Here is a 24,137-nt window from a genome sequence, read left to right on the forward strand (position 1 = left end):
GGAAATCTACCCTTGAAACATACACTTCTCTACACTACCCTACTCTGTACTATTTTAAGTGCTTCCGAGCTTTCTCACACACTTTCAAACCAAGGTTTTACAGGAGTTATAAACACTCCAAACGCACAGGTAATGAAGCAGGGTGATTTGACTGTTCACTTTGACAACCAGTTTGACTATGTTTTGAGTCGTTATAACTATGATGCCATAAACCATACAAAACAAGACTATATCTTTGGTGCGGGACTTTTTCCCTACTTTGAAGTGCAGGGACGACTATCTGAGGCTAAAGGCTATCACAGAGACCTCTCGGCAAACCTAAAGTTTCAACTCCCATATAAACACAAGTACCTTCCAAATATAGCAGTAGGAGTACAAGACTTAGGAAGTGCTGCTAGTTATTATGGAAACAAGTACATAGTGATGGACAAGGAACTCTGGTTTGTAAGAGCTTCGCTTGGCTATGGAAAGTCCGATACATCTAGTTTAACTAGAGCTGATAGAGACTTGAAAAGAATGGATGGCATTTTTGGTACGCTAGAAGTAAAAACATTTGACTGGCTCTATCTACTTGCTGAGGATGCTGCACAAGAACGGTTCGCAGGACTTAGAGTTGAGATGCCTCGTTCATGGAGTCCACACTTTAAACTTAACACTCTCATCACTTCAAACCTCTCAGATAACAACAGTATGAGTGTTGGAGTAAACCTTACATTTCCTCTTTATGAGAACAAAGAGTCCTATAGTTCAAAAACTACAAACTTATATAAACAAGAGGTACTCAAAGAGAGTGCTTCAGAAGAAACTATTGAAAGAGTAGAAAAAAAAGAGACTAAAGAGATAACAAAAGAAGATCTAAGAGTCAACTTAACTCTTCAAGAGATAAAACAGAAGCTAGTCTCTTTTGACATAGAAAATGTTAGCATAGCTACTAAGGATGAGAGTGTTTATCTTGCATATGAAAACAGCGTCTTTTTACATAATGACCTCGATGCCATAGGAATCATACTCGGACTACTAAGTCAAACAGAGTATAAAAAGTTTATACTTGAGCAAAAACGAAGTAAGACCACCGTCATAACTTTAGAGGGGAGTTTAGAAAAAGCGAGAGAGTTCTTTCAAAACCCTACCCTAACAAACAAAGAGCTCTTTGCAAGTAGCATAAAAAAAGTTTCTCCTAAAAACTTAGATGGCTTCGAGATGGATAAAATTGTAGCTAATCCTTCTACTTTTAGACCAAAGATAACTCTTAAACCATTTATGAAAACATTTATAGGAAATGAGTTTGGTCTTTTTAACTATATGCTATGGCTAAGAGCTCAGGCTCAGGTAAATATCTACAAAGGTATAGACCTTACTGCAGTAGCGGACATTCACATCCATGACTCTGAGATAGACGACCATCAATATGACGCATTTATGATGCTCTACTCTGATGGCTCTTATCTAAGTAGTGTGATGCTAAATAGCTCAAACAATATACTCGGAGCTATAAACACACTCAGTGTTGGTACTCTAGAGCAAAACTATGTTGGCGTTATGGATCAGCTTGTCTATAACAAAGGAAATCATACGCTTAAACTAAAAGCTGGCTATTTTGAGCAGTATAGAGATGGTGATGCATTTAAAGAGTACTGGCTTGGGAAGTTTATAAGCCGTAGAGTTCTTTTAGTAAAGTATAGCTATTTTGTCGACTCACTCGATACTCTTTTAGAGATAAAAGCAGGTCAATACTGGAACCAAGACCAAGGTTTTGAAGTAAGGTTTAAACGCTACTTCGGAGACACTGCCGTCTATTTAACATATGATCAGAGTAAGGCATACCAAAGAGATAGTTCATACTCTGAGCAGACTGATCGTTATGCTGGCATAGGAGTTGAGATACCACTTACGCTAAGACATACTCCCTCTTTTAAAGCTGTTCAGTTAAAAGGAACAAATGCGTTTAGCTATAAAGTAAAAACAACTATACTTAGAGAAGATGGAACAAACAACCTAGTTCCAGGTGGAAACTATGACCCATCTATGGTTATCTCTTCAGAAGAGTACTACCTTAATAGAAACAGACTGCAACTCTCATACATCAAGTCCCATCTATTTAAAATGAAAGAGGCTTTTGATGAGTATGTAGTGGGAGAATAAAAAATCTCTTTTAGCTATTTATAACAAAAAAAGGGGTAAAATACCCTAATTTTATTATAAAGGCATTTCACCTATGTTCTATCGTTCACTCACATTTTTTACTCTTCTTTTAACATCCCTTTATGCTCAGCCAAATATGGCACAGATACAACAAGCTGTCTCAGCAAATCCAGCTCTGCTTAATACTCCTCAGGCAAAAGCTGCAATGGCGGAGAAAGGAGTAACAGTGGAGCAAGTAAAGCAAAAGCTCTCTGAGACTGGAACAACTGTTTCTACTACTGAGGCAACAACTGAGAGTGCTCAAAATGAGATAGATATGGCAGAGACTGAGCAGAAGATAGATGAAAATTCTGCAACAACTGATGAAGTAGTACCTAAAGAAAATATTTCACTTACTAAAAGAGTAAACCCTTTTGCTTATAAGACTAATGCCGACCTTAAAAATGAACTTGACACGAAACAGCAGTCTCTTATAACTACAAAACTTGCTCGCTACTCTACAAGCTTTTTTGCAAATAAAAACAACATAGACATATCATCACTCCCTACTCCAGAGAACTATCTTGTATCTACTGGTGACGTTATACGAGTTCATGTTTATGGTGATAGAAATAAAGAGTATAGTTTAACAGTGAAAAATGATGCAACGGTTGAGATAGAGTTTATAGGACCGGTGAAAATAGGTGGTCTTACTTTTAAAGATGCGAAGAAGTCTCTGCAGAACAAGCTAAAAGCACACTTTAAAATGAGTAGCTTCAACATTAGCATGAGTAACTATAGCACCATACAAGTGACACTCATAGGTGACGTTAAATCTCCTGGTATCTACAATCTCTCTTCATTTTCTACAGTCAAAGATCTACTTATAGCTTCTCATGGTGTAGCACAGACTGGATCAGTCAGAGACATTACTATACGAAGAGGATCAAAAGTCATAGCAAAAATGGACTTCTACGACCTATTATTTAAGGCAAAACAGTTTAGCACTACACTTCTAAAGCAAGGCGATGTCATAAGCGTAGGCAAGGCAAAAAAATTAGTAAGTATAGATGGCTTTGTAAATCATGCCGCAATATTTGAGTTAAACAGAGATGAGACATTAAGTAAACTTATAGAGTATGCTGGCGGTATGAAACCAAATGCGTCAAAGCACAACATCAAGATATCGCGTTACTCGCAGAACCTAAAAACTGAAGTACTGACGGTTAGCTATCAAGAGTCAAAAAATATCAAAATGAAAGATGGAGATAGCATTTATATCTATCCACTAGACTTTACGGCAAAAAGCAGCATTAATATTTATGGAAATGTTATAAGACCTGGTGCATATAGAATTGTAAATGGTGAAACTCTCAATAAGTTTTTAAGTAGATCTATAAAAGATGGGTACAAAAAGTTCTTTCTTCCGCATACATATTTTGAGTATGGCGTTATAAAGAGTTACTCTAAGGACCTTACATACAAATCGAAATCTTTTAATCTTGCAAATGTTTTAAATGGAAGTGAAGAGGTAAACATTCAAGCTAATGATGAACTCTATATCTTCAACCAAAATGACATCTATACGTCATCATACGTTACTACGGTTGGATCTTTGCTCATAAAGAGTGGAAAACTTAACTTTTTAGAGGGTATGACCATAGAAGATGCAATCAATGCATCGGGAATAAATGGAGTAGTGGATGATAGAGTAAGAGTTACTACTTATAATACTGACAACTTTATGCCAAAAACTACTTTTTACTCACTCAAAAATGAAGGCAACATGAAACTAAGTGCTTATGATGAAGTAGAAGTGTATGACTACTACTCTAAGCATATACTAGAGCCTGTAAGCATTAGTGGAGAAGTGGTAAAAAACAGTACTGTTTATCATGAGAAGGGTATGACTCTTCAAAATATTTTGGATATAGCTGGTGGATATACAAAAAAAGCGTATACAAAATCACTGAGCATAACAAGGTACTATGTTGACAAAACGCAAACAAGACAACAAAAAATCATCACTGTAAACTTAGAAAACACGCAAGCCAAAGATGTCATCCTTGAGCCATACGATGAGATAACAGTCTCTCCTATCTTAGGATGGGGTGCACAGGACTATGAGACTGTTACTATCTCAGGTGAAGTGAACAATCCTATAACTGTGAAATATGGTAAAGGCATGAGACTAAATGATCTCTTAGTAATGGCTCAAGGTCTTACTAAAACCGCTTACACTAAAAAGCTTGAAATCATAAGATACCATATTGACAAAAACCAAACGAGACAAAGAGAAGTGATTGTAATTGAAGCGCCTATAAAAGAGTATGCAAACATTACACTTGATCCTTATGATGAAGTAAGAATATTTAAAATTCCTAAATGGGGCGAAAAGTGGAGCGTTACTCTTGGTGGTGAAGTAAAATTTCCTGGAACTTATACAATAGATAATGGAGAGAAACTCTCTAGCATTATAAAAAGAGCCGGTGGATACACAGACAATGCTTTCATAGAAGCGGCCGTCTTTACGAGAGAGAGTATACGTGCAAACCAAATACAACAGTACAACCAATCACTCTCAAGAATAAAAAGACAACTAGCGGTCTTTAACGCAATGCCCGCAAACTCAAAAGCGGCCGTTGGATCAGCTGCTACTATGGACTCACTCAATGAAGTTGTAAAAGAGGCTGAGAAGTACCAACCAATAGGGCGAATAAGCATAGAACTTGATGCTAACTTAACGGAGTTTGAGCAGAGTCCATTTAACGTAACGCTCAAAGATAAAGACTCTATCTTCATCCCGGGCAATATCGATACCGTTACAGTCTTTGGAGAGGTGTTTAACCCTACTTCATTTGTATACAATGAAAATAAAGATAGCTATGACTACATAGAGATGGCGAGTGGGCTTGCTCGTGCTGCTGATGAGAGTAGAATCTATGTTATCCATGCAAATGGCACGAGTGAGCCTGCGACAAGTGGACTTTTTAGCTCAAGCATAGATATACAAAGAGGTGATACTGTCGTTGTCCCTATCTATGTCAAAGAGTACAATACACTTGAACTTTGGGATAGTGTAGCTAAAATCATGTCAAGTTTTGCTCTTACTGCAGCGGCTGTTAATAGTCTAGGAGTCATCTAATGTCTGATGTTGCAACAACAAATCAAGATTCTCACTATATAGAAGAAGATGAGATAGACCTTAGAGAGTTATGGCAAACTATACTGAAGGGTAAGAAGATTATAGCAATTGTTACGGTTGTAATAGTTGCGCTTACATTTGTTTACGCTCTAAAACAGCCAAATGTTTACAAGTCAGAGTCGATTTTAATCCCTACAGAGAGTGCTAGTGGTGGTCTAGGGAGTCTTGGTGGCTTAGCCGCTATGGCAGGAGTAAGCGTTGGTGGTGGGAGCATGACCCCTGATGTTGCGTTTAACTCACTTTTAAACAACTACGAGTTTATGAAAAAGTTTGTTATAAAAAACAAAATCTATGAATACTACTCAAGAGATGAGTTTGATAAGAACTATGTCTTTGCCTTGGGGTTTAGAGGTTTTTATGAGATGTTTAAGTCATCTAAAAATCCTGAAGATGAAATCGATTATGACTCAGAGATATTTGAACTTGTAAAATCTATAAAGTCAAATTTCTCAATCTCTAGTGATAAAAAGACAGCACTTATAACAGTCACATATAGTGACAGTGACAGAAGTTATCCACCAGTTATCATCAACGCCTTTTTAAAAGACGCAAGTAAATACCTAGTGGATAACAATCTTAAAATCATAAATAGTAAACTGAGCTATTTTGAAAAAGAGCTTATTAAGGCTGATGGTTTTGAACTGCGTCAAAGTCTCTCACAGATGATTTCGGACATTCTTAAAGAGAAGGTGATGATACAGTCAAAAGTATATTATCAGTGTGATGTTTTAACACTTCCCTCCAAAGCTTACGTAAAAGACAAGAGTAAGCCTAAACGCGGACTTATTTTAGTTGTCTCGTTTGTTACAAGCATTATCCTTGGCATGTTCTTAGTTTTCTTTTTAGAGTTTATAAGAAAAGAGGAAGATTAAGAGGAGCAGGAGAGCCCGATGTTTTTATGCTCTTCTGGTGTCTCCTGCGCAAAGTGTTCATACTCAGGTAGTTCATCATAAGGATGCTCAGCAATATGAAGCAATGTTTGCGCCATAGAAAAATCTCCCAACTCTGCATGAGTAATGGCCTCTTGAAGCATATAGTTTTTCAAAACATACTTAGGGTTACTCTTTAACATAGCTTTTTTACGTTCAGACTCACTAACTACTTCTTGCTCTAGTCTCTTATCATACATCTTCAACCAGTTATCTATAGCTACAGGATTCATAGCGATATCATAGAGTGCAGATCTATCACCATCATAGTGGCTCAGTGTTCTAAAGAAAAGCGTATAGTCAACATAGCCATCTTGCAAGGCGACTAAAAGGTCCTCTATAAGTTCAAGATCATTATCTAACTTCAACTCTAACCCAAGTTTCTCTCTCATACTCTCTATGTAAGCATTTGGATATAAAGACGAGCCAAACTCATCGAGTTTTTTCTGCATCCTCTCTTTTGAGATAAGTGGAACGAGAGTTTCTGAGAGTTTAGTAAGGTTCCAGTAGGAGATGTTTGGCTGTTCGGCATAGCTATAGCGGCCAATTTTATCTGTGTGGTTACAGATGTATCCATACTTAAAATCATCCATCATTGCAAAGGGGCCGTAGTCTATAGTTAGCCCTGCTATAGACATATTGTCAGTATTCACAACGCCATGGCAAAAGCCTATCGCTTGCCACTTAGCGATTAAACTTGCGGTGGATTCCACTACTTCGCAAAACATTTTGTAAAATCTATCTTCATCATTTTTAAGGTGAGGATAGGACTCTTCTATAACATGCTCACAAAGTGCTTTTAGTTTATCATGCTCTTTTCTGTAAAAAAAGTACTCAAAAGTACCAAAGCGAACCCAGCTCTTTGACATTCGCATTACCATCGCCGCTTTTTCCATCTGATTTCGTATGATTTTTGTCTTCGAGCCAATGATGCCCAGAGCTCTTGTAGTAGGAATGCCTAGGTGATGCATCGCTTCACTCATAAGGTATTCGCGTATCGATGAACGTAGAGCCGTTCTACCATCTGCCATACGAGAGTACATAGTCTCTCCGCTCCCTTTTAGCTGTAAGTTCCAGCCATTTGTTCTACCTAAGTTACTAGCTCTTCCATCACCTAACCATGGGTTATAGTGACCAAACTGATGTCCCGAGTAACACATAGCAAAAGGCTTTGCTCCTTTAGGAGTAAAACTACCATTTAATAGTGACACCAAAAGAGGATCATCTACACTTTTAGTATCTAAATCTATTAGCTTTGCAGCCTCTTTACTAAAACTAACAAGATAGGGCTCATCAAGAGGAATGGGATCACTCAAGTCGTAAAATTCACTATCAAGAGAGAGGTAAGGAGTTTCTAGGTTTATATTTTCTATATTCATAACCCGATTTTACATTTGTAGTTCTAAATAGTAGCTAGTGATAAAAAAATAATTTATATCTTAAGTTTAACTAGATAAAATCCATATTTATTAAAGGGGAGCAAAATGTTTATAGGAATGATATATCAGTTTAATGAAGTAGAAGGTTATGGTCTTATAATGCTCTCTAACGGGGAGACAAAAGAGTTCACTACAAATGAGTGGATAGATACAACTAACTCTCCATATGTAGGTTTAGAAGTCTTATATGATGAGAGTAGTAGTGGTATAAAAATTAAAGTGCCAAGTTCAGAAGAAAAAGATAAAACCCTTGCAACAAAAAAGGTAAACGATCAAGAAGAAAAACCAAGTAGAGAAGAAAACAAAACTGACTTCGAATCTCTTGACGAGTGCATTTTTTACTTTGAAGAGGATGGGTATAAAATCGTAAAAAATATTAAAAATGATAACTTAGGTCAAATAACCCTACGTCGCTATGTAATGGACGAGCATAGTGAAATAACTATTGACAATAGTGGTGCAAAAATAACTATTACAAAAACCGTTAATGGCAAAGTAGTTAACTAAAAAACTACTCTTATCTAATGCCTAGTTTTGTAAGAAGAAATATAACGCTGTAGTATGCAAAGATTGTCAATGCAACAGAGATAGCTAAACTCGGATAAAAACTTAATCCTCTTTTAATGAGAATCGGAAAAGAGATAAAGAGTGTCATAGATGGGGCTATCAACCAAACTATAGAGTTTGAGAACTCCACAGCGCTTTTACTCTCATTTGTATCTACGTACATCCATATCATAGCAAGTATGGAAACTAAAGGAATAGCCGCTAACATTGCACCTGCCAAAGAGTTTCTCTTTGCAATCTCTGAAATTAGAACTATTAAAAACGTTGTAATAAGTAATTTTATAACATAGTAAACCATTAATTTTGAACCTGTTTTTGATTTGTTATCTGCTGTAGATAGTTAGAGATGTTAATAAGTGAGAATGTCACTAAAAATATCATAAGACCTGGGAAAAAACTCACCCACCAAGCTATCTCTACTACGTCTTTTCCACCACTTAAAATTGTCCCCCAACTCATTTGTGGAGCGACAATCCCTAAACCTAAAAAACTAAGACCAGACTCTGCAAGTATCGCACCCCCTACTCCAAAAGTAAAGCTAACGAAGTATATCGGTGCGAGTATAGGTGCATAGTATTTAAAAAGTATTTTAGTTTTACTTACCTTAGCAATATCTAAGATTTTTATATAGGGCTGCGACTTTATCTTAAAACTCTCAGAACGTATAAGTCTCGCTGTTGTCATCCATCCTGTTATAGATATAATGACTATGAGAACCCATGTTGAAGCGTTTACGTAACTTACAAGTGCAAGTAGTAAGAAAAATGTAGGAAAAGTTAAAAAGAGATCAACTGCAACAACAAACGCCTTATCAACATTTCCTCGAAAATATCCTGCAGTAGAACCGAGTATAAGTCCTACTAAAGAAGCTATAAATGCACTTCCAACACCTATGCTTAAAGAGACTTTTCCACCTTCCATAAGCCGTGCCAATATATCGCGACCTAGTCTATCTGTTCCTAGTAGGTTGTCTAGAGAGGGTGGAAGTAAAATACTACTACTGTTGAGGGTATATGCATCATGTATGTAAAAGTATCCACCAAAAAAAGAGAAAACAAATACAAAAAGAAGAACAGCTATGCTAAATTTTGGCATAGCTATTACTGTTTTATTCCTAAGAGAGTCTGCATCATCTGATCTACAGTTGTTATGATTTTAGCTGCTGCACCATAAGATGTCTGGTACTTTATAAGATTTGTCAACTCTTCATCTATGCTTACTTTTGATACTGACATATATTCTAATTCTGTCGCGTTATACTGAGTCGAGACAGTTTCAGACTTAGTGATTGCCGCGTTTGTAGAGACTCCTATATAGGTCGAAGTTATGTCAAACATGCCATAGATTGTGGAGTTATATGTCTCATTAGCTACTTGAAAGTCATATGATTCAAACTGCTGTTGCACCATTGCTAATGCCATTTTATTATCACCCGCTAAGCCAGAAAATCCAGAAGATATTGATGTAGGGTTTGTCTCAAATTCAGAAGCGAGTCTTATATTTGTAGCACTATCACCATCTAAAAATTTTCCAAGTCCAATCGCTCCTGCAAAATTACTTCCTGATGCAAATGATGTATCTTCAAGTTGATCAGAAATTGCAAAAGTATAGCCTTGAGATTCAAAAAGATTGTCCATTGCGAGATCTAACTTAAGATCGCCATTCGCATTTGCCTTGTAACTGAAGTTTATAAAATCATCTATATTGTTGTTCGCGTTTCCATCACCATTATCATCACCATTTGCTAAAATCTGTCCCTCTATCGAGTTACTCCCAGAAGCTCCACTCATAGACGTGTATACATCTATTTCTATACTTCTTCGTGCAACCTCATTCCCATCTATGTCATAAACGATCATGTCAAACGCACCCTCATTAATATTTAGGTTTGAGCTAAGAAGTGAGTCATTTGCATCTAACTCAATATAACTTGATTCCATTTTTGTGCGAGAACTCTGAGCATAAAGATTATTTGTAGATTCAACTAAACCTTTTGAAAAAGCATTTAACTGTGTTATAACATTTTGTATAGTTCCATCTACAGGCATACCACTCGTAGTGTCTATCGCTCCACCACGTAAAGAGAGAATTGCACCGACTTTACCACCTTTTATGACATCAGACATTGGGAGCAGTGCACCATCTTGTCTCTCATAAGATATCTCATTAAACCCGAGAGGATTTTGATCATTGTTTATATGAATAGGGTGAAATGTACTTCCATCCACGATATTAAAACCACCAACATTGAGTGTATAACTTCCTGTTCTAGTATTTGCATTAGAATCAAAACTAATATCAGATTGAAGTTGACCTTGAGAAACTTTTGAGCCTATAAGCTGAGAGAGACTTTTTTCTATAACATTTCTCTTATCACGTAGATCATTTGCAGCATAGTTTCCTGCTACTTCTGCATTGTCTATAGACTTGTTTACTTCTGCGAGTTGCTTTGCTAAGTCATTTACTTGGTTTATAGTTGCGCTTAACTGATCATCTAGCTGAGACTGAAGTTTCACAACTTGATCTTGTGTGTCATTTATATGTCTTGTAAGAGTCTGCGTTTGTTGTGAGAGTGCTACTTTTATTGAGTCATTTCCAGGATTATCTGCAAAAGTTTGCCACATATTGTAGTACTCTGAGAGATCGTTTTTTATACCAACACCGTCTATCTCTGGAAAATAAGTCGAGAGTTGCTCTAGAGTTTGTTGCTCAAACTGACTATACTCTTTTTCAGCAGATACAGTTGAAAATCTATCAAATACAAAGTTATCAAAAACTCTTTTTATATCTTGAACATCAGTACCATTACCAATATTACCAATTCGTGAGTTAATTGGAGTTGCTGCACTTGTTACGACTCTTTGTCTTGTATAGCCCTCTGTCTCAGCATTAGCAATATTATGTCCAGTAGTATTAATACCTACTTGAGCAGCGTTTAATCCGGTATAGCCTGTGTGAAGCGTGTTAAAAAGTGAGCCAGCCATCTTATGCTCTCACTTCCAAAATTGAAGAGTCTTTAGATGCTACTTTATTATATCCTTGCATCTCAGTTGGAACTAACCTTTCTAAAAATGTATTGTAAAGATTACTTACAACTAGAACCAATTTTGCATAGTGCTTATTTACCTCTCTGAGTTTAGAGAGTTCAACCTTTAATTCATCTAGAAGTTTATGTTGTTCTGGATTTAAAAGGTTTGGAAGTTGTGTATCAGGGTTAGATGTCATCAGATTAGATATTTCATAGTCGATAATAGCTTTTTTTGCTTCAAAACTTTTTAATTTTTCTTCTTTTAAAGAGAGTCTGTCAAATTGAGTATCGTGACTTGCTTTTTTTATATCTTCGATATCTGATTCAGTTATTTTAATGATATCCCTTAAATCTTTTAAGGCATTTTGTAGATGATGAGACAACATATCTAACTCCTGTTTCTTTAATTTTTAAAGTAAACTCTCTGCAATCTTTTTAGATAAAGCTTCTATATTTACTTTGTACTCCCCAGAGTTTATTGACTCTCGAAGTTGTTCTACCTTGCTCATATCACCCTGTTTAGTGATATTTACACCCTGTTTTTGTTCTTTGGTTTCATTTGTTTTACTTGCATAAGCACCCTGTAAAACTGAACTATTTGTTTGTGAAATCATAATAAGTCCTTTAGTCTCTCATATTAGTTTATTAGTTATACAACTATATCGACTAAAAAATAAAAACATAAAGACAAATTACGCCTAATTTAGAGAATTCTTTTGACTTAGATAATCATAAAGCATTTGCGAAAAACCAAACCCGCCAGCACTAGCTTTACTGAGTTCGTCTCGGTACATTGATTTATATATTTTATCGCCTGGATCGTTTTGAGATGAGAAGAGATTTTTCTCATCTTTCATCGCGTTATCCATAAGCATTTTTAGTATTACAGACTCAAACGCGTCGGTTTGCTCACGGAGTGATTTATCCTCTGCGTTTACGTCTATCTTTGGGATAGCATTTTGAGTGGCCATCATCTGCGCTTGCGTTCCAATAGCGTTCATACCGTAACTCATTATATTACCTTTAAGTCGGCAGATATGCTTCCTGCCGTTTTCATCGCCTCTAATATAGAAATGATATCTTTAGGAGAAGCCCCTAACTTTTGTAAAGATCTTACAAGGTTTGCAACTGTCGTTGTCCCCTCTTTTGTATAGATCTGGTTTTCATTAAGCCCTATAACCATGTTATCATCAACAGCCATTGAACCTTCAGGTTGTGATAGGTTTTCTTGTTCTACTATCTTGATAGTAATGTCGCCATGAGTGATGACGACAGGCTTAAGCGTTATATTTACTCCTGCAACTATTGTTCCAGTTCTCTCGTTTATTATTATTTTGTTAGCAGTTGTGTAGTCCATATCTATCTCTTGAACCTCTGCTAAAAACTCTATCATTGAGCGATTTTGTGGACATTGGAGTCTTATGCTTCTAGAGTCTTTTGCTACGGCTACAGGCGTGCTGTAGAACTTATTTATAGCATTTTGAACGCTAATGGCGTTTTTAAACCCTGACTCTTTTAGAGAAAGAGTTGCATACTCTTGGTTAAAAAGGTCTATATTTATCTCGCGTTCTATAAAACCGCCATCAAAGACCGTACCGGTAGTTGGATGGGACTCATTTGCGCCACCTGAGTTTTTTCCACCTATACTGATAGAGCCTTGCGCAAGCGCGTAAATCTTTCCATCGACCCCTTTAAGAGGTGTCATAAGCAGTGTTCCGCCCTCAAGTGATTTTGCATCACCTATGGAAGAGACGTTAACGCTAAACTTATCACCCTGTCTTGCAAAAGGTTTCATTGTTGCAGTTACTACAACCGCTGCAACGTTTTTTGACTTAATGTCTATGGCGTTCATGTCAATGTTCATAGCTTTTAGCATGTTTGAGATTGATTGCAGAGTAAATTTTGAAGTTGTTCCATCACCAGTTTTTTTGAGACCTACTACAAGTGAGTAGCCTATAATCTGATTTTCACGCACGCCTACGATGTTAGATACATCCTGTATCTTTGTTGCGTTTAATGAAGAGAGTAGTAATAAAGTGAGTAGTAAATATTTCATTGTTCTTCCTTGAATTACTCAAGAAATAGCAATTATTATTCCACTATTTCGCTTTACTCGCCACTTAGGTAAGTAAGCGTCGTGTTTCCAAACTTTTTTGATTTGCTAACTTTAAATGGACCTAGTTCATCAGGAATTTCTAAGCCAGTCATATGTTCGACTATCACTAATCTACAATTTTGGACAGGTAGTTTTGCTATCAAATCCATAGTTTTATCATAGATATCTTCCATTCCCTCACGAATGCTAAAAGGAGGATCAACGTAAAAATATGCCTCTTCATCACTCTTTTGTAGTTTTTTGACAATGGCGTTTATGTTTGAGAAACTATCGCCACCGAGTACTTCACAAGCGCTTGGGTCAGTTTGAGCTATATTATCTTTGAGAGTTTTGAGAGCGTCTCTATCTTGTTCCATAAAGTATATTTTTTTTGCTCCACGGCTTAGCGCTTCAAGACCTATAGAGCCACTTCCTGAGAAGACCTCAACAAAGTTCGCGTCAACTATGTCAAACTGCAGGGTATTAAAAAATGACTCTAAAACTATAGACTTTGAACTCCGCGTTGTAGCTTTAGAAGGAAGTTTTAGAACCTTTCCCCTAAACTTACCTGAGATGATTTTTTTACTAAGTTTATTCGAGTTATTTTTCATAAAACGCTTTTACCGTTCTTAATATATTTTGTTTATACTCTTGCGTTAGTACTTCTATTCTCTGCTCTAATATGGAAAAATCCATAGACTCATAGAGTTCATCCTCTTCTTGAGCAACTTGTGGTTCGAGAAAGTCTTTATACAACTCTTTATACTTTTTTTCTAACTCAAGAATTAGCTGAGACTTTGAAAATGGCTTGATTAGGTCTGCGTTAGGCTCACTAGAGATATAAAAGCATCTCACGTCATTCAAGCACTCTTCATCACGAACGACTATGTCGCACTTTTTAGAACTACATAGATATTTTGATAAAAAAAGCTCTAAAGATTTTTGTAATAGTGGTGACTTACACTCAACAGCAACTCTCATAATCATCCTTGTAAATAGTGGTTTATGCTATATTTTATATCTTCGTCTACGTCAGTAGCGCTTCTAAGCATCCACTCTAAGTAAGCTCTATCACTCTGAGCCACCTCTTCAATATACTTGCCCTTATGTTTTCCAAAACTAAACTTCTGAAGTAAAACGTTTTTAAAGCTTAACTCTTTCATTTTGTCTACGTCACATATATCTTCTAAGTATTCAAATAAAAGTAGATTTACTAAGGCGTCGCTTAGAGCGTTATGAGCGACTAAAGCATCTTTAATTCCATACTTTACTTTACTTACCTCTTCAGCTTTATAAAGTTTTAATTCATAACGCAGAACTTGAAGGGAGAAGAGTTCACACTCGGGTATGAGATGTTTTGTTACTTTAAGAGTATCTATCACGTCGCCCTTCCAAAAAAAACCACTGCTAGAGAGTTTTTCTAAGTCAAAGTTTATATTGTGAGCTACAAGAGTATTGTCCTCTGTGTTATGCTCTTGGAGGTACTTAAAGAGTTCACTCTTTATAAATGCGGGCTTCTCTTTTATCATCTCATTTGTAATATGATGTATGCTCGAAGCCTCTGGCGGTATTTTTTTGCCTTCATTTACCAGTTCATACTTTATCTCTTTAGTCTCTTTATTTATAATTGCGACTGAGCATATCTTGTCGCTACTCTCTACTCCCGTAGTTTCCGTATCTATAAAAATCAACATCGCTCTATTTTAACCTTTTTACAACGCATACTGAGTATCATAAAGGAGAAGTATCCCCCAACTAATACAAAACCATAAAGAGTATAGATATTAAACCAATCAAAAATAGCGCTCCCAGACGTAAAAAGCTTTGTAAATGCAACCACTAAAATCATCTGTGCTCCCACTAGCCAGATTATTAGCATGAACCACTTTCTCCATACTTTTACTAAGTCTCCATAGCCTATCTCTTTGATCTTCTCTTGTTTACCTTCACTTGGGCAACTAAGCAGAGTTAATCTATATCCGTTTATGCATCTGTTAAATATTGGTTTGAGTTCTCTAAAGAGTGAAAGCAAAAGGGTTAAACTCCAAGATAGAACAAACCAAAACTTAAAAACTAAAAAAAGAGCTTCATAAACACTTTGGTTTAACTCCAAAGAACCTTGGTTTACGTATATGCCCAATGTAATAAACGCAGATATAAGGCAAGCCATTAAAATACTGTTTAGCGTTAATCTAAGAGACCAAAATAGCCAAAGAAGTATATAAAACCTACTCACCTTTTTTTCCAAATCCCTCTAACATATCATGATAATGTTCTAGCGTTATAAAACTTTTCTCAAACCTATAACGGATGATAAACTCAACCACCCTATCTTTAAACTCTGTCTCTACGTTTTCTACTCTGCCATAGTATGCTAAAGAACTATTTTTACTCTTAATAGACGCATTTTTATCATAACTAATAGCCAAGATTTGTAGATACTTCCCCTCTTTTATCTCCCCTAAAGTCTCACTCAACAGAGACGCTCCTGAGAGATTTATAGCCTTGTAAGCAAAGAGTTCTTCAAAGCTATCAACTTTTTTATCAATACCAATCTCTATAAATATTTTCCTTAACTCATTAAGATTATCTTTTCTAGCTACTTCATAACCAGATATCTTACTTGTTAAGTTTTTTAGCCTATCAAGTGCTGAACTCATAACAATTTCCTTTGCAAAAGTATATCAAAATACTCTTGAGCTTTTAGAGATAGAATAAAGCTTATTATTGATATAATTGAAATATAGATATAAATAAAGAGAGTATATGGATTACTTAAAAACACAAGCTGCGAAGTCTCTTCAAGGGACTATAAAAATCTCTGGCGCTAAAAACGCGTCTCTTCCACTTATTGCGATGACAATTCTTGCTAAAAACCGCGTTAGCATCAAGAACTTACCTCATGTTGCAGATATAAAGACTCTTTTAAAGCTTCTCTCGAACTTAGGCTCAAAGTGTGAGTTTTCAGATGATGGCGTTTTAGTAGACACTTCATCTATTCATGAAACCAAAGCTACTTATGACATAGTAAAGACTATGAGAGCGTCCATCTTAGTTTTGGGTCCACTTTTAGCACGCTTTGGCCATTGTGAAGTTTCACTTCCTGGTGGCTGTGCGATAGGTCAACGCCCAATTGATTTACATCTAAAAGCTTTAGAGCAGATGGGTGCAAAGATAGATATCCGTGCGGGTTATATAGAAGCAAGTGCAAAAGATGGCCTTAAAGGGTGTGAAATAATTTTTGACAAGATAACTGTAACGGGTACGGCAAACATTGTAATGGCTGCAACACTTGCAAAAGGTATCACAACTATTACAAATGCAGCTCGTGAGCCTGAAGTTGTTCAACTTTGCGAAGTTTTAAACAGTAGTGGAGTAAAGATAGAAGGGATTGGTTCAGCTATTTTAACCATTCATGGAACTGCTGGAGAGCTAGTTGACATAAAAGAGTTTTCAATCATACCAGATCGTATAGAAGCGGGGACATACCTCTGTGCTGGTGCGATAACAAAGTCTGAGATTACTCTTACAAATGTTGAGCCTAAACACTTAGGTGCAGTGCTTGCAAAACTAGAAGAGATGGGAAGTAGCTTTACGATAACCGATGACACTATCACTATACATCCGGGAGAAAATATCAAACCTGTTAAAATAGTTACACAGGAGTATCCTGCGTTTCCTACAGATATGCAAGCTCAATTTTTAGCTCTTGCAACTCAAGCGGATGGCGTTTCAATCATAGAAGAGAGACTTTTTGAGAATCGCTTCATGCATGTGAGTGAACTCCAACGTATGGGTGCTGACATAAGTCTCAATGGTCACACAGCGACCGTAAGTGGTAAAAGTGAATTAAGTGGAACTGATGTTATGGCGACAGATTTGAGGGCTTCAAGTGCTTTAGTCTTAGCGGCACTCGTTGCAAGTGGCCAAACGAATATACACCGTATCTATCATCTTGATCGTGGATATGACTCCCTAGAGAAGAAGCTTGAGGGTGTTGGAGCGAAAATCGAGCGTTTAAAAGAGTAGGAAATTACTCTTCAAAAATTATCATCTCATAGATAGACCTAGTCGTTACAAGGGCCTTATCTGGTGAAACAGAGTGGGAGTTTTGCGCACGATTTACTTCATGGCGAAGCTCTGCCATCTCTTTTTCCATCGAGTCTACATTCTCTTTTAAACGCAGGATTATATCTACGCCTGCGAGATTCACACCTAACTCCCTAGTTAAACGCAGTATGAGCTTTATCTTGTCTATATCGCGTTGAGAGTAGAGTCTTATACGACCATTTGAACGCGAAGGACATATTAAGTTTTCACGTTCATATTGACGGAGAGTTTGAGGGTGAATATCCAAAATCTTTGCTACTATACTGATTAAATAAACGGGTTCGTCATACTGGTGTATCATCTCTTATCCTTTATTATTTTGGTAGTTTCTCTTTCATCATCTCTACTAAATCTTCATCTAAATCATCAACGTTTGGAAGTATGATATTTGCTTGAAGATAAAGATTTCCTCTTGTTTTTGTTTTTCTGTTCATCGCGCCCATCTCTTTAACGCGAAAACGTTGTCCGTTTTTAGTGTTTTCTGGAACTTTAAGTTTTATCTCTTTTTCTAAAGTCTGTATAGCAATTTTTTCGCCAAAAAGTGCTACAGATAGTGGTACATCAAAGTTTTTAACTAAGTCATCACCCTCGCGTTTATACTCAGGATTTGATGCTACGGTTATCTTTAAAAACAGATCTCCGGCACGACCATTTTGAGCATGGCCTTTACCTTTAACTCTCATCTTCTCCCCAGAGTTTACGCCTGCTGGGATTTTGATATCAAATCTATCACCTTGGAGTGCCACAGAGTGAGAACCACCTAAAATTGAGACAACAAAAGGGATAGTAACGCTTGTCTCTATATCAAGGTTTGGTTCTTGATGAAAGCCTCCGCCTCCACCAAAACCACCACCGCCAAATGGATTACCACCAGCTCCGCCAAAGCCACCGCCACCTGAGAACATCTCACGGAGGATATCTTCCATATTTCCTGAACCTGCTCCTCGGTGACTACGTGAGAAGTCATGGAAATTTTGCCCACCAAACATAGAGTCACCATGCATGTCATACTGCTGTTTCTTCTCTTTATCACTTAGAATCTCATATGCAGAATTTATCTCTTTAAACTTCTCTTCTGCACTTGGATCTTTATTTACATCTGGATGGTACTGACGTGCTAACTTTCTGTATGCTTTTTTGATCTCTGATTCACTAGCATTCTCAGTTATTTCAAGTGTTTCATATAATGATTTTGCCATTTTTATTCCTTAAATTGTTAAATAGTTATTAATTTTTTATTAAGTCGGATTATATCACAAGAGTTGAGTGGATGTCAATCAAGGTTTAAAAAATAAATTCGAAATTAGAAAGAGTTATTCTACATAAAATTAAAAGAGTGATGTAGTTGCAAGAAGCATAGTGAGGAGGTGCACTCATGTGCCCGACGAGTGTAGCGACGCAGCAAATGCGTTGCTATTTTGATTTTTAGTGAAGGAAGTGGCGAACTTCTGAGAAGTAAAGAGACATCCCAAACTCATTAGCAGCATCTACAATCTCCCCGTCACGAATAGATCCACCAGGCTCAATTACATTTTTAACGCCAGCTGCCGCTGCAGCGTCAATGCTATCGCGGAAAGGGAAGAACGCTTCAGACGCTAAAGCCGCGCCAGTTACGTCAAGACCCATGTCTTTTGCTTTTTTCAAAGCGCACTGAGCAGCGTCAACGCGAGACGTCATACCCATACCGACAGCTACCATAGCTGAGTTTTTAACATATACGACGCAGTTAGATTTTGTAAGAGACGCGACTTTGTACGCTATCTCTAAATCTTTCATTTCTGACGCAGTCGCCGCGTTTTTAGAAACCAGCTTAGCGTTTTTAACTTCATTAGCTCCAACAACGTCAGCGTCTTGAAAAACAAATCCACCATCGATGTGTTTAAAATCTTTTCTATCATTTGCAAGAACTAACTTATCAGCTCCCATCTCAAAAAGCTTGATACGTTTCTTAGCGGCAAATACTTCTTGAGCTTCAGGCGTAATACGTCCAGCGATAACTACTTCTAAAAAGATTTCATTCATCTTCTCAGCCAGCTCTTTTGTAACGGTACCATTTACCGCAACAACGCCACCAAACGCTGAAACTGGATCACATTTAAGTGCTTCAGTATAAGCTTCTAAAAGAGTATCTTTTATAGCAAAACCACAAGGGTTTCCATGTTTAGAGATACATACCGCGTTGTCATCACCAAAACCAGCGGCAATTTTCACAGCACCGTTAAGGTCGTTTAAGTTGTTAAAGCTCGCTTCGCCTTTTAGCGTTTTAAAGTTGTTTGAGAAGTGTTTGTCAAACTCATAAAGCGCGCCTTTTTGGTGTGGATTTTCTCCATAACGAGTATCCATTACTTTGTTTCCAACTACGAACTGCTTTTCACCGAAACCTTCGTTAAAACGCTCATTCATGTAGTTAGCTATCATAGAGTCATAAGCCGCTGTATGCTCATATGCTTTTATCATGTATCCACGACGGAAATCTTTTGTATTTTTTTCATTCTCTATCGCATCGATAACTTCTGAGTAATCTTCTACGTTTGTCACGATGATAACAGAGTCAAAGTTCTTTGCAGCAGAGCGAACCATTGCCGGTCCACCGATGTCGATGTTTTCAATGATGTCATCAAAGTCGTCAGTTCTCTCAATAGTCTCTTTAAATGGGTAAAGATTTACACATACTAAGTCAATTGACTCAACACCAAGCTCTTTAGCCTGGTCAAGGTGTGACTGTTTGTCACGACGGTGAAGAATCCCTCCATGAACATAAGGGTTTAAAGTTTTAACGCGCCCTTCAAAACACTCAGGAAATTTTGTAACCTCATCAATTTCAATAGCTGATATTCCAGCTTCAACTAGTTTTTTATAAGTTCCGCCAGTAGATATAATCTCATAACCATTTTTTACCAATGAGTTACAAAACTCAACTACACCTGCTTTATCACTAACGCTAACTAATGCTCTTTTCACTATATCTCCTTTTTTTGAAGCAAAGCTCCAAAAAAATTCCTACTCACTAAAGCTTTGCCTATCGACAAGAGAAGAAATCATCTATTTTATTATATTTGGAATTTTAACTAATTGTAGTTTAGATAATGGTAAACTATGTCAATTAATTACTTTTTTCTAAGGAGAAAATTTAATGTCAAATATTGCAATTTTATGTTCTGGTGGGGATGTTTCCGGCATGAATCCGGCTATCAAACACTTTGTAGAGTACTCTTTAAAAAAAGACTTGACGCCTTTCTTTGTTTATAACGGCTATGAAGGCCTTATCGATAACGATATTCAAGAGGTAAGCTACAGAGATGTATCTGGAATAATTAATAGAGGCGGCACAAAAATAGGAAGCGCACGAAGCAAACGTTTTATGAATCCGGAGTACCGTCAAATTGCCAAAGACAACTTAGATGCGCTTAACATAAATATGCTTGTTGTTTTAGGCGGGGATGGTTCATTTAGAGGTTTAGACGCTTTTTATAAAGAGCACTCTATTAAGTCCTGTGGGATTCCATCTACCATTGACAACGATATTCATGGAACCGACTACTGTTTAGGTGTAGACAGCGCTTTAAACATCATTAGAACTTCCATAGACGCCATCCGAGACACTGCATCGTCTTTTAACAGAGCATTTATAATCGAGACGATGGGAAGGGACTGTGGCTATTTAGCGCTTATATCGGCTCTGACATCAGGAGCGGAACTCTGTCTTATTCCAGAAAGAGAGCATAACATAAGCGATTATGAAGATAATTTTAAAACGCAAATGGCACATGGAAGAAAATACTTTATAGCCATCGTCTCCGAAGGCATTAAACAAGACCCTCAAGAGATTGCAAAATGGTTTGAAGAGACCATAGGGATAGAGTCTAGAGTATCAATACTAGGTCATATCCAACGCGGCGGAAACCCAACTAGCTATGATAGACTTATGGCATATAAGTTTGTAAACTATGCAATAGATGGGCTTCTTGGCTCGCATACAAATAGCGTCATTTGTTATACCAAAGATGGATTTATTTACAAGAGTATAGATGAAGTCACTGGCTCTGCGTTTAAGTTGGATCCCGATCTACTAAGGCTTCTAGAAGATGTATAAACTTAACTTTTACGTACCCTCACAAAATAAAGAAGAGGTAAAAAAAGCCCTCTTTAATATAGGTGTAGGAAAGTTTAACAACTATGACAAATGCTCTTTTGAAACACAGGGCATTGGACAATTCAGACCTATAAATGGAGCAAATCCATTTCTTGGTCAACTCGATACGGTAGAGTTAGTTAAAGAGTATAAAATAGAGATGATATGTGAAGACTCACAGATAAGAGAAGCCGTAAAGGTTTTAAAAGAGTCCCACCCCTATGAAGAGGTGGCTTATGAAGTTTTTAAGATGGAAGAGTTTTAAATGTCTCTTTCAATCACTTTTTTGAATGTGTTATAGTAGTTATCTTGTAACTCGCTTATACTCATAGTAACATCATTTACTCTAATGCTATCTCCACCAACAGTACCGATTTTCTCAACGCTCATACCCTCATCTAACATAGCTTCAAAAGCTTCTTGATTTTCAGGTTTTACTTCTATGATAGCACGACTCTGTGATTCAGCGAAAATATCTCTCTCATCTATAACACTTATCTCAACATCACAACCTAAACCAGAAGTAGCTGCCATCTTAGCAAGTGCAATAGCCACACCACCAGAAGATGCATCTTTTGCACACTCAAGTAAATGTTTTTTATTCCCTTCTATAACTAATTCCCATAGAGCAAGCTCAGCCTTATAGTCAATCTCTGGCATAACGCCAGCAACCGTATGACAAATCTCTTTCATATAAAGAGAACCACCAAATTCTGACTTTGACTCACCTACTAGATAGAGTGCATTTCCCGCACCTTGAAATGAAGACATTAAAACATTATTTTGATCATCATTTACACCAACAGTTGCAATAGATGGCGTTGGAAAAACTGAAACACCATTAGTTTCATTATAGAGTGAAACATTTCCACCGATAACTGGAGTAGTAAGCTCGGCACATGCTTCTTTTATTCCTAAACAACCCTGAGCAAACTGCCACATAACTTCAGGGTTTTCAGGGTTACCATAGTTAAGACAATCTGTAATAGCCAAAGGACGAGCACCACTCATAGCAACATTACGACCAGCTTCTACAACTGCAGCAGCTCCACCATTTTTAGGGTCTATATAACAGTAGCGAACATTACAATCAGCACTCATTGCAAGCGCTTTTCCATTCTCTTTTACACGGATAACAGATGCGTCGAGCATACCGCCATTTTTGATAGTGTTTGTTTGTACCATTGAGTCATACTGTGTGTAGATCCAAGATTTATCTACAACTTCCATAGACTTTGTCAGTGTTTCAAACGCTACTTGATTTGTCACTTTGTCAAAATCGTCAATAGTTACTGATGCTAGTTCAGATAAATATGCAGGTTTACTCATTGGACGGTTAAGTTCAGGTGCCTCTTCACTCACAGGGTCTACTGGAACCTCAGCACACTTTTCTCCATGCCAGAAAAGTTCCATATTTCCAGTGTCAGTTACTTCACCAACAACGGCAGCGTCTAAGTCCCATTTTTCAAAAATATCTATAATTGCTTGTTCTGAACCTTTTTTAGCACATAAAAGCATTCTTTCTTGTGACTCACTAAGCATAAAGTCATAAGGAGTCATTCCCTCTTCACGAGCTGGAACTTTGTCAAGATGCATAATCATTCCTGAACCAGAACGTCCTGCCATCTCAAATGAAGATGAAGTAAGACCAGCAGCACCCATATCTTGAATACCAACAACATGGTCAGTTTTAAACAGCTCCATACAAGCTTCAAGAAGAAGCTTTTCCGTAAATGGATCACCAACTTGAACGGTAGGACGAAGAGATTTTGACTCTTCAGTAAAACTGTCTGAACTCATAACCGCTCCACCAAGACCATCTCTACCTGTTTTTGCGCCAACATACATTACAGGGTTACCAAGACCTTCAGCTAGACCTAGAAAAATCTCATCTGATTTTGCGATACCAAGATTAAACGCGTTTACAAGAATATTTCCATTATAACACTCATCAAAACTTACTTCACCACCAATAGTAGGAACACCCATACAGTTACCATAACCACCGATACCTTCAGTTACACCACGAACTAAGTAACGCTGGTGTTTTGAGATATCATCATCATTTAGGATATTACCAAAGCGAAGAGCATTTAGTGACGCTACAGGACGTGCACCCATAGTAAAAACGTCACGCATAATTCCACCAACGCCAGTTGCAGCACCTTGATAAGGCTCTATGAAAGATGGGTGATTGTGTGACTCCATCTTAAATACTGCAGCATAGCCATCACCAATGTCGATAACACCAGCATTTTCACCAGGACCTTGTATAACCCAAGGAGCTTTAGTTGGGAAACCTTTTAAGTGCACTTTTGAAGATTTGTATGAGCAGTGCTCACTCCACATAGCTGAGAAAATACCAAGTTCAACTAAGTTTGGCTCGCGTTTAAGTATCTCTTTAATGTGCGTATAATCATCTGCTGAAAGTTTATGGTTTGCTAATTGTGTCTCTATATCTGCTAATTGTTGGCTCACATGGAATCCTAAAAATTTAATTTTTGGTTTTTA

General features: G+C 37.2%; 24 protein-coding genes. 7 read left to right on the plus strand and 17 right to left on the minus strand.

All coding sequences use genetic code 11. The features are described from left to right. Positions 1-12: 12 nt before the first annotated feature. From GJV85_RS09785 to GJV85_RS09795, 3 genes are all read left to right on the plus strand, one after another. Positions 13-2,142, plus strand: coding sequence for a YjbH domain-containing protein (locus tag GJV85_RS09785; protein WP_207561198.1), 2,130 nt, complete (start codon positions 13-15; stop codon positions 2,140-2,142). 73 nt (positions 2,143-2,215) lie between these two features. Further along, the gene (locus GJV85_RS09790; protein ID WP_207561199.1) at positions 2,216-5,266 is read left to right on the plus strand and encodes an SLBB domain-containing protein; all 3,051 of its coding nucleotides are present in this window, start codon (positions 2,216-2,218) and stop codon (positions 5,264-5,266) included. Then, positions 5,266-6,198: a Wzz/FepE/Etk N-terminal domain-containing protein gene (locus GJV85_RS09795; RefSeq protein WP_207561200.1), complete on the plus strand. Its 933-nt coding sequence runs from the start codon at positions 5,266-5,268 to the stop codon at positions 6,196-6,198. The genes GJV85_RS09790 and GJV85_RS09795 overlap by 1 nt, the downstream gene beginning before the upstream one ends. Here GJV85_RS09795 and GJV85_RS09800 read toward each other — a convergent pair. Then, positions 6,195-7,634: a protein adenylyltransferase SelO gene (locus GJV85_RS09800; RefSeq protein WP_207561201.1), complete on the minus strand. Its 1,440-nt coding sequence runs from the start codon at positions 7,632-7,634 to the stop codon at positions 6,195-6,197. The two genes, GJV85_RS09795 and GJV85_RS09800, sit on opposite strands and share 4 nt — an antisense overlap. A gap of 105 nt (positions 7,635-7,739) precedes the next feature. Between GJV85_RS09800 and GJV85_RS09805 the strand changes: the two genes are divergently transcribed. After that, a complete protein-coding gene (locus GJV85_RS09805; protein ID WP_207561202.1) occupies positions 7,740-8,201 on the plus strand; it encodes a hypothetical protein in 462 nt (153 codons plus the stop codon). Between the two features lie 10 nt (positions 8,202-8,211). Here GJV85_RS09805 and GJV85_RS09810 read toward each other — a convergent pair whose 3' ends face one another. From GJV85_RS09810 to GJV85_RS09865, 12 genes are all read right to left on the minus strand, one after another. Then, positions 8,212-8,559 carry a DUF3147 family protein gene (locus tag GJV85_RS09810; RefSeq protein ID WP_207561203.1) on the minus strand — a complete coding sequence of 116 codons (348 nt, stop codon included), beginning with the start codon at positions 8,557-8,559 and terminating at the stop codon, positions 8,212-8,214. Then, positions 8,559-9,356 carry an ABC transporter permease gene (locus tag GJV85_RS09815; RefSeq protein WP_207561204.1) on the minus strand — a complete coding sequence of 266 codons (798 nt, stop codon included), beginning with the start codon at positions 9,354-9,356 and terminating at the stop codon, positions 8,559-8,561. Before GJV85_RS09815 ends, GJV85_RS09810 begins: the two co-directional genes overlap by 1 nt. Before the next feature lie 5 nt (positions 9,357-9,361). Further along, a complete protein-coding gene (flgK, locus tag GJV85_RS09820) occupies positions 9,362-11,245 on the minus strand; it encodes a flagellar hook-associated protein FlgK (RefSeq protein WP_207561205.1) in 1,884 nt (627 codons plus the stop codon). A gap of 1 nt (position 11,246) precedes the next feature. Beyond that, entirely contained in the window at positions 11,247-11,675 is a 429-nt protein-coding gene (locus GJV85_RS09825; RefSeq protein ID WP_207561206.1) for a hypothetical protein, read from the minus strand. A 24-nt stretch (positions 11,676-11,699) separates the two neighbouring features. Then, positions 11,700-11,903 (minus strand): flagellar biosynthesis anti-sigma factor FlgM, encoded by a 204-nt coding sequence (locus GJV85_RS09830; RefSeq protein ID WP_207561207.1) that lies wholly within the window; start codon positions 11,901-11,903, stop codon positions 11,700-11,702. An 84-nt stretch (positions 11,904-11,987) separates the two neighbouring features. Beyond that, complete coding sequence (locus GJV85_RS09835) at positions 11,988-12,302, minus strand: rod-binding protein (protein WP_207561208.1); 315 nt, start codon at positions 12,300-12,302, stop codon at positions 11,988-11,990. Next, the gene (locus GJV85_RS09840; RefSeq protein WP_207561209.1) at positions 12,302-13,345 is read right to left on the minus strand and encodes a flagellar basal body P-ring protein FlgI; all 1,044 of its coding nucleotides are present in this window, start codon (positions 13,343-13,345) and stop codon (positions 12,302-12,304) included. Before GJV85_RS09840 ends, GJV85_RS09835 begins: the two co-directional genes overlap by 1 nt. A gap of 53 nt (positions 13,346-13,398) precedes the next feature. Next, complete coding sequence (rsmD, locus tag GJV85_RS09845) at positions 13,399-13,995, minus strand: 16S rRNA (guanine(966)-N(2))-methyltransferase RsmD (RefSeq protein ID WP_207561210.1); 597 nt, start codon at positions 13,993-13,995, stop codon at positions 13,399-13,401. Then, the gene (locus GJV85_RS09850; protein WP_207561211.1) at positions 13,985-14,365 is read right to left on the minus strand and encodes a hypothetical protein; all 381 of its coding nucleotides are present in this window, start codon (positions 14,363-14,365) and stop codon (positions 13,985-13,987) included. The genes rsmD and GJV85_RS09850 overlap by 11 nt, the downstream gene beginning before the upstream one ends. A 2-nt stretch (positions 14,366-14,367) precedes the next feature. Further along, the gene (locus GJV85_RS09855) at positions 14,368-15,078 is read right to left on the minus strand and encodes an exonuclease domain-containing protein (protein WP_207561212.1); all 711 of its coding nucleotides are present in this window, start codon (positions 15,076-15,078) and stop codon (positions 14,368-14,370) included. After that, a complete protein-coding gene (locus GJV85_RS09860) occupies positions 15,072-15,620 on the minus strand; it encodes a hypothetical protein (RefSeq protein ID WP_207561213.1) in 549 nt (182 codons plus the stop codon). The genes GJV85_RS09855 and GJV85_RS09860 overlap by 7 nt, the downstream gene beginning before the upstream one ends. Next, entirely contained in the window at positions 15,613-16,044 is a 432-nt protein-coding gene (locus GJV85_RS09865) for a hypothetical protein (protein ID WP_207561214.1), read from the minus strand. Before GJV85_RS09865 ends, GJV85_RS09860 begins: the two co-directional genes overlap by 8 nt. Before the next feature lie 106 nt (positions 16,045-16,150). Between GJV85_RS09865 and murA the strand changes: the two genes are divergently transcribed. Further along, positions 16,151-17,413, plus strand: a complete 1,263-nt coding sequence (gene murA / locus GJV85_RS09870) for a UDP-N-acetylglucosamine 1-carboxyvinyltransferase (protein ID WP_207561215.1) — start codon at positions 16,151-16,153, stop codon at positions 17,411-17,413. A 4-nt stretch (positions 17,414-17,417) separates the two neighbouring features. Here murA and GJV85_RS09875 read toward each other — a convergent pair whose 3' ends face one another. The 3 genes from GJV85_RS09875 to purH all read right to left on the minus strand — a co-directional run bounded on the left by GJV85_RS09875 (position 17,418) and on the right by purH (position 20,458). Then, positions 17,418-17,795 carry a heat shock protein transcriptional repressor HspR gene (locus GJV85_RS09875; protein ID WP_207561216.1) on the minus strand — a complete coding sequence of 126 codons (378 nt, stop codon included), beginning with the start codon at positions 17,793-17,795 and terminating at the stop codon, positions 17,418-17,420. Positions 17,796-17,808: 13 nt separating this feature from the next. Beyond that, a complete protein-coding gene (locus GJV85_RS09880) occupies positions 17,809-18,693 on the minus strand; it encodes a DnaJ C-terminal domain-containing protein (RefSeq protein ID WP_207561217.1) in 885 nt (294 codons plus the stop codon). Between the two features lie 226 nt (positions 18,694-18,919). Next, a complete protein-coding gene (purH, locus tag GJV85_RS09885) occupies positions 18,920-20,458 on the minus strand; it encodes a bifunctional phosphoribosylaminoimidazolecarboxamide formyltransferase/IMP cyclohydrolase (protein WP_207563183.1) in 1,539 nt (512 codons plus the stop codon). A gap of 169 nt (positions 20,459-20,627) precedes the next feature. Here purH and GJV85_RS09890 point away from each other — a divergent pair, with 169 nt between their 5' ends. Further along, positions 20,628-21,587: a 6-phosphofructokinase gene (locus GJV85_RS09890; RefSeq protein ID WP_207561218.1), complete on the plus strand. Its 960-nt coding sequence runs from the start codon at positions 20,628-20,630 to the stop codon at positions 21,585-21,587. Continuing rightward, complete coding sequence (locus tag GJV85_RS09895) at positions 21,580-21,891, plus strand: YqfO family protein (RefSeq protein WP_207561219.1); 312 nt, start codon at positions 21,580-21,582, stop codon at positions 21,889-21,891. Before GJV85_RS09890 ends, GJV85_RS09895 begins: the two co-directional genes overlap by 8 nt. On the opposite strand, the gene purL is transcribed toward GJV85_RS09895, so the two are convergent. Beyond that, entirely contained in the window at positions 21,888-24,104 is a 2,217-nt protein-coding gene (gene purL / locus GJV85_RS09900; protein ID WP_207561220.1) for a phosphoribosylformylglycinamidine synthase subunit PurL, read from the minus strand. The genes GJV85_RS09895 and purL overlap by 4 nt on opposite strands. Positions 24,105-24,137: the final 33 nt, after the last annotated feature.

This window comes from Sulfurimonas aquatica (assembly GCF_017357825.1).
Classification (GTDB): domain Bacteria; phylum Campylobacterota; class Campylobacteria; order Campylobacterales; family Sulfurimonadaceae; genus Sulfurimonas; species Sulfurimonas aquatica.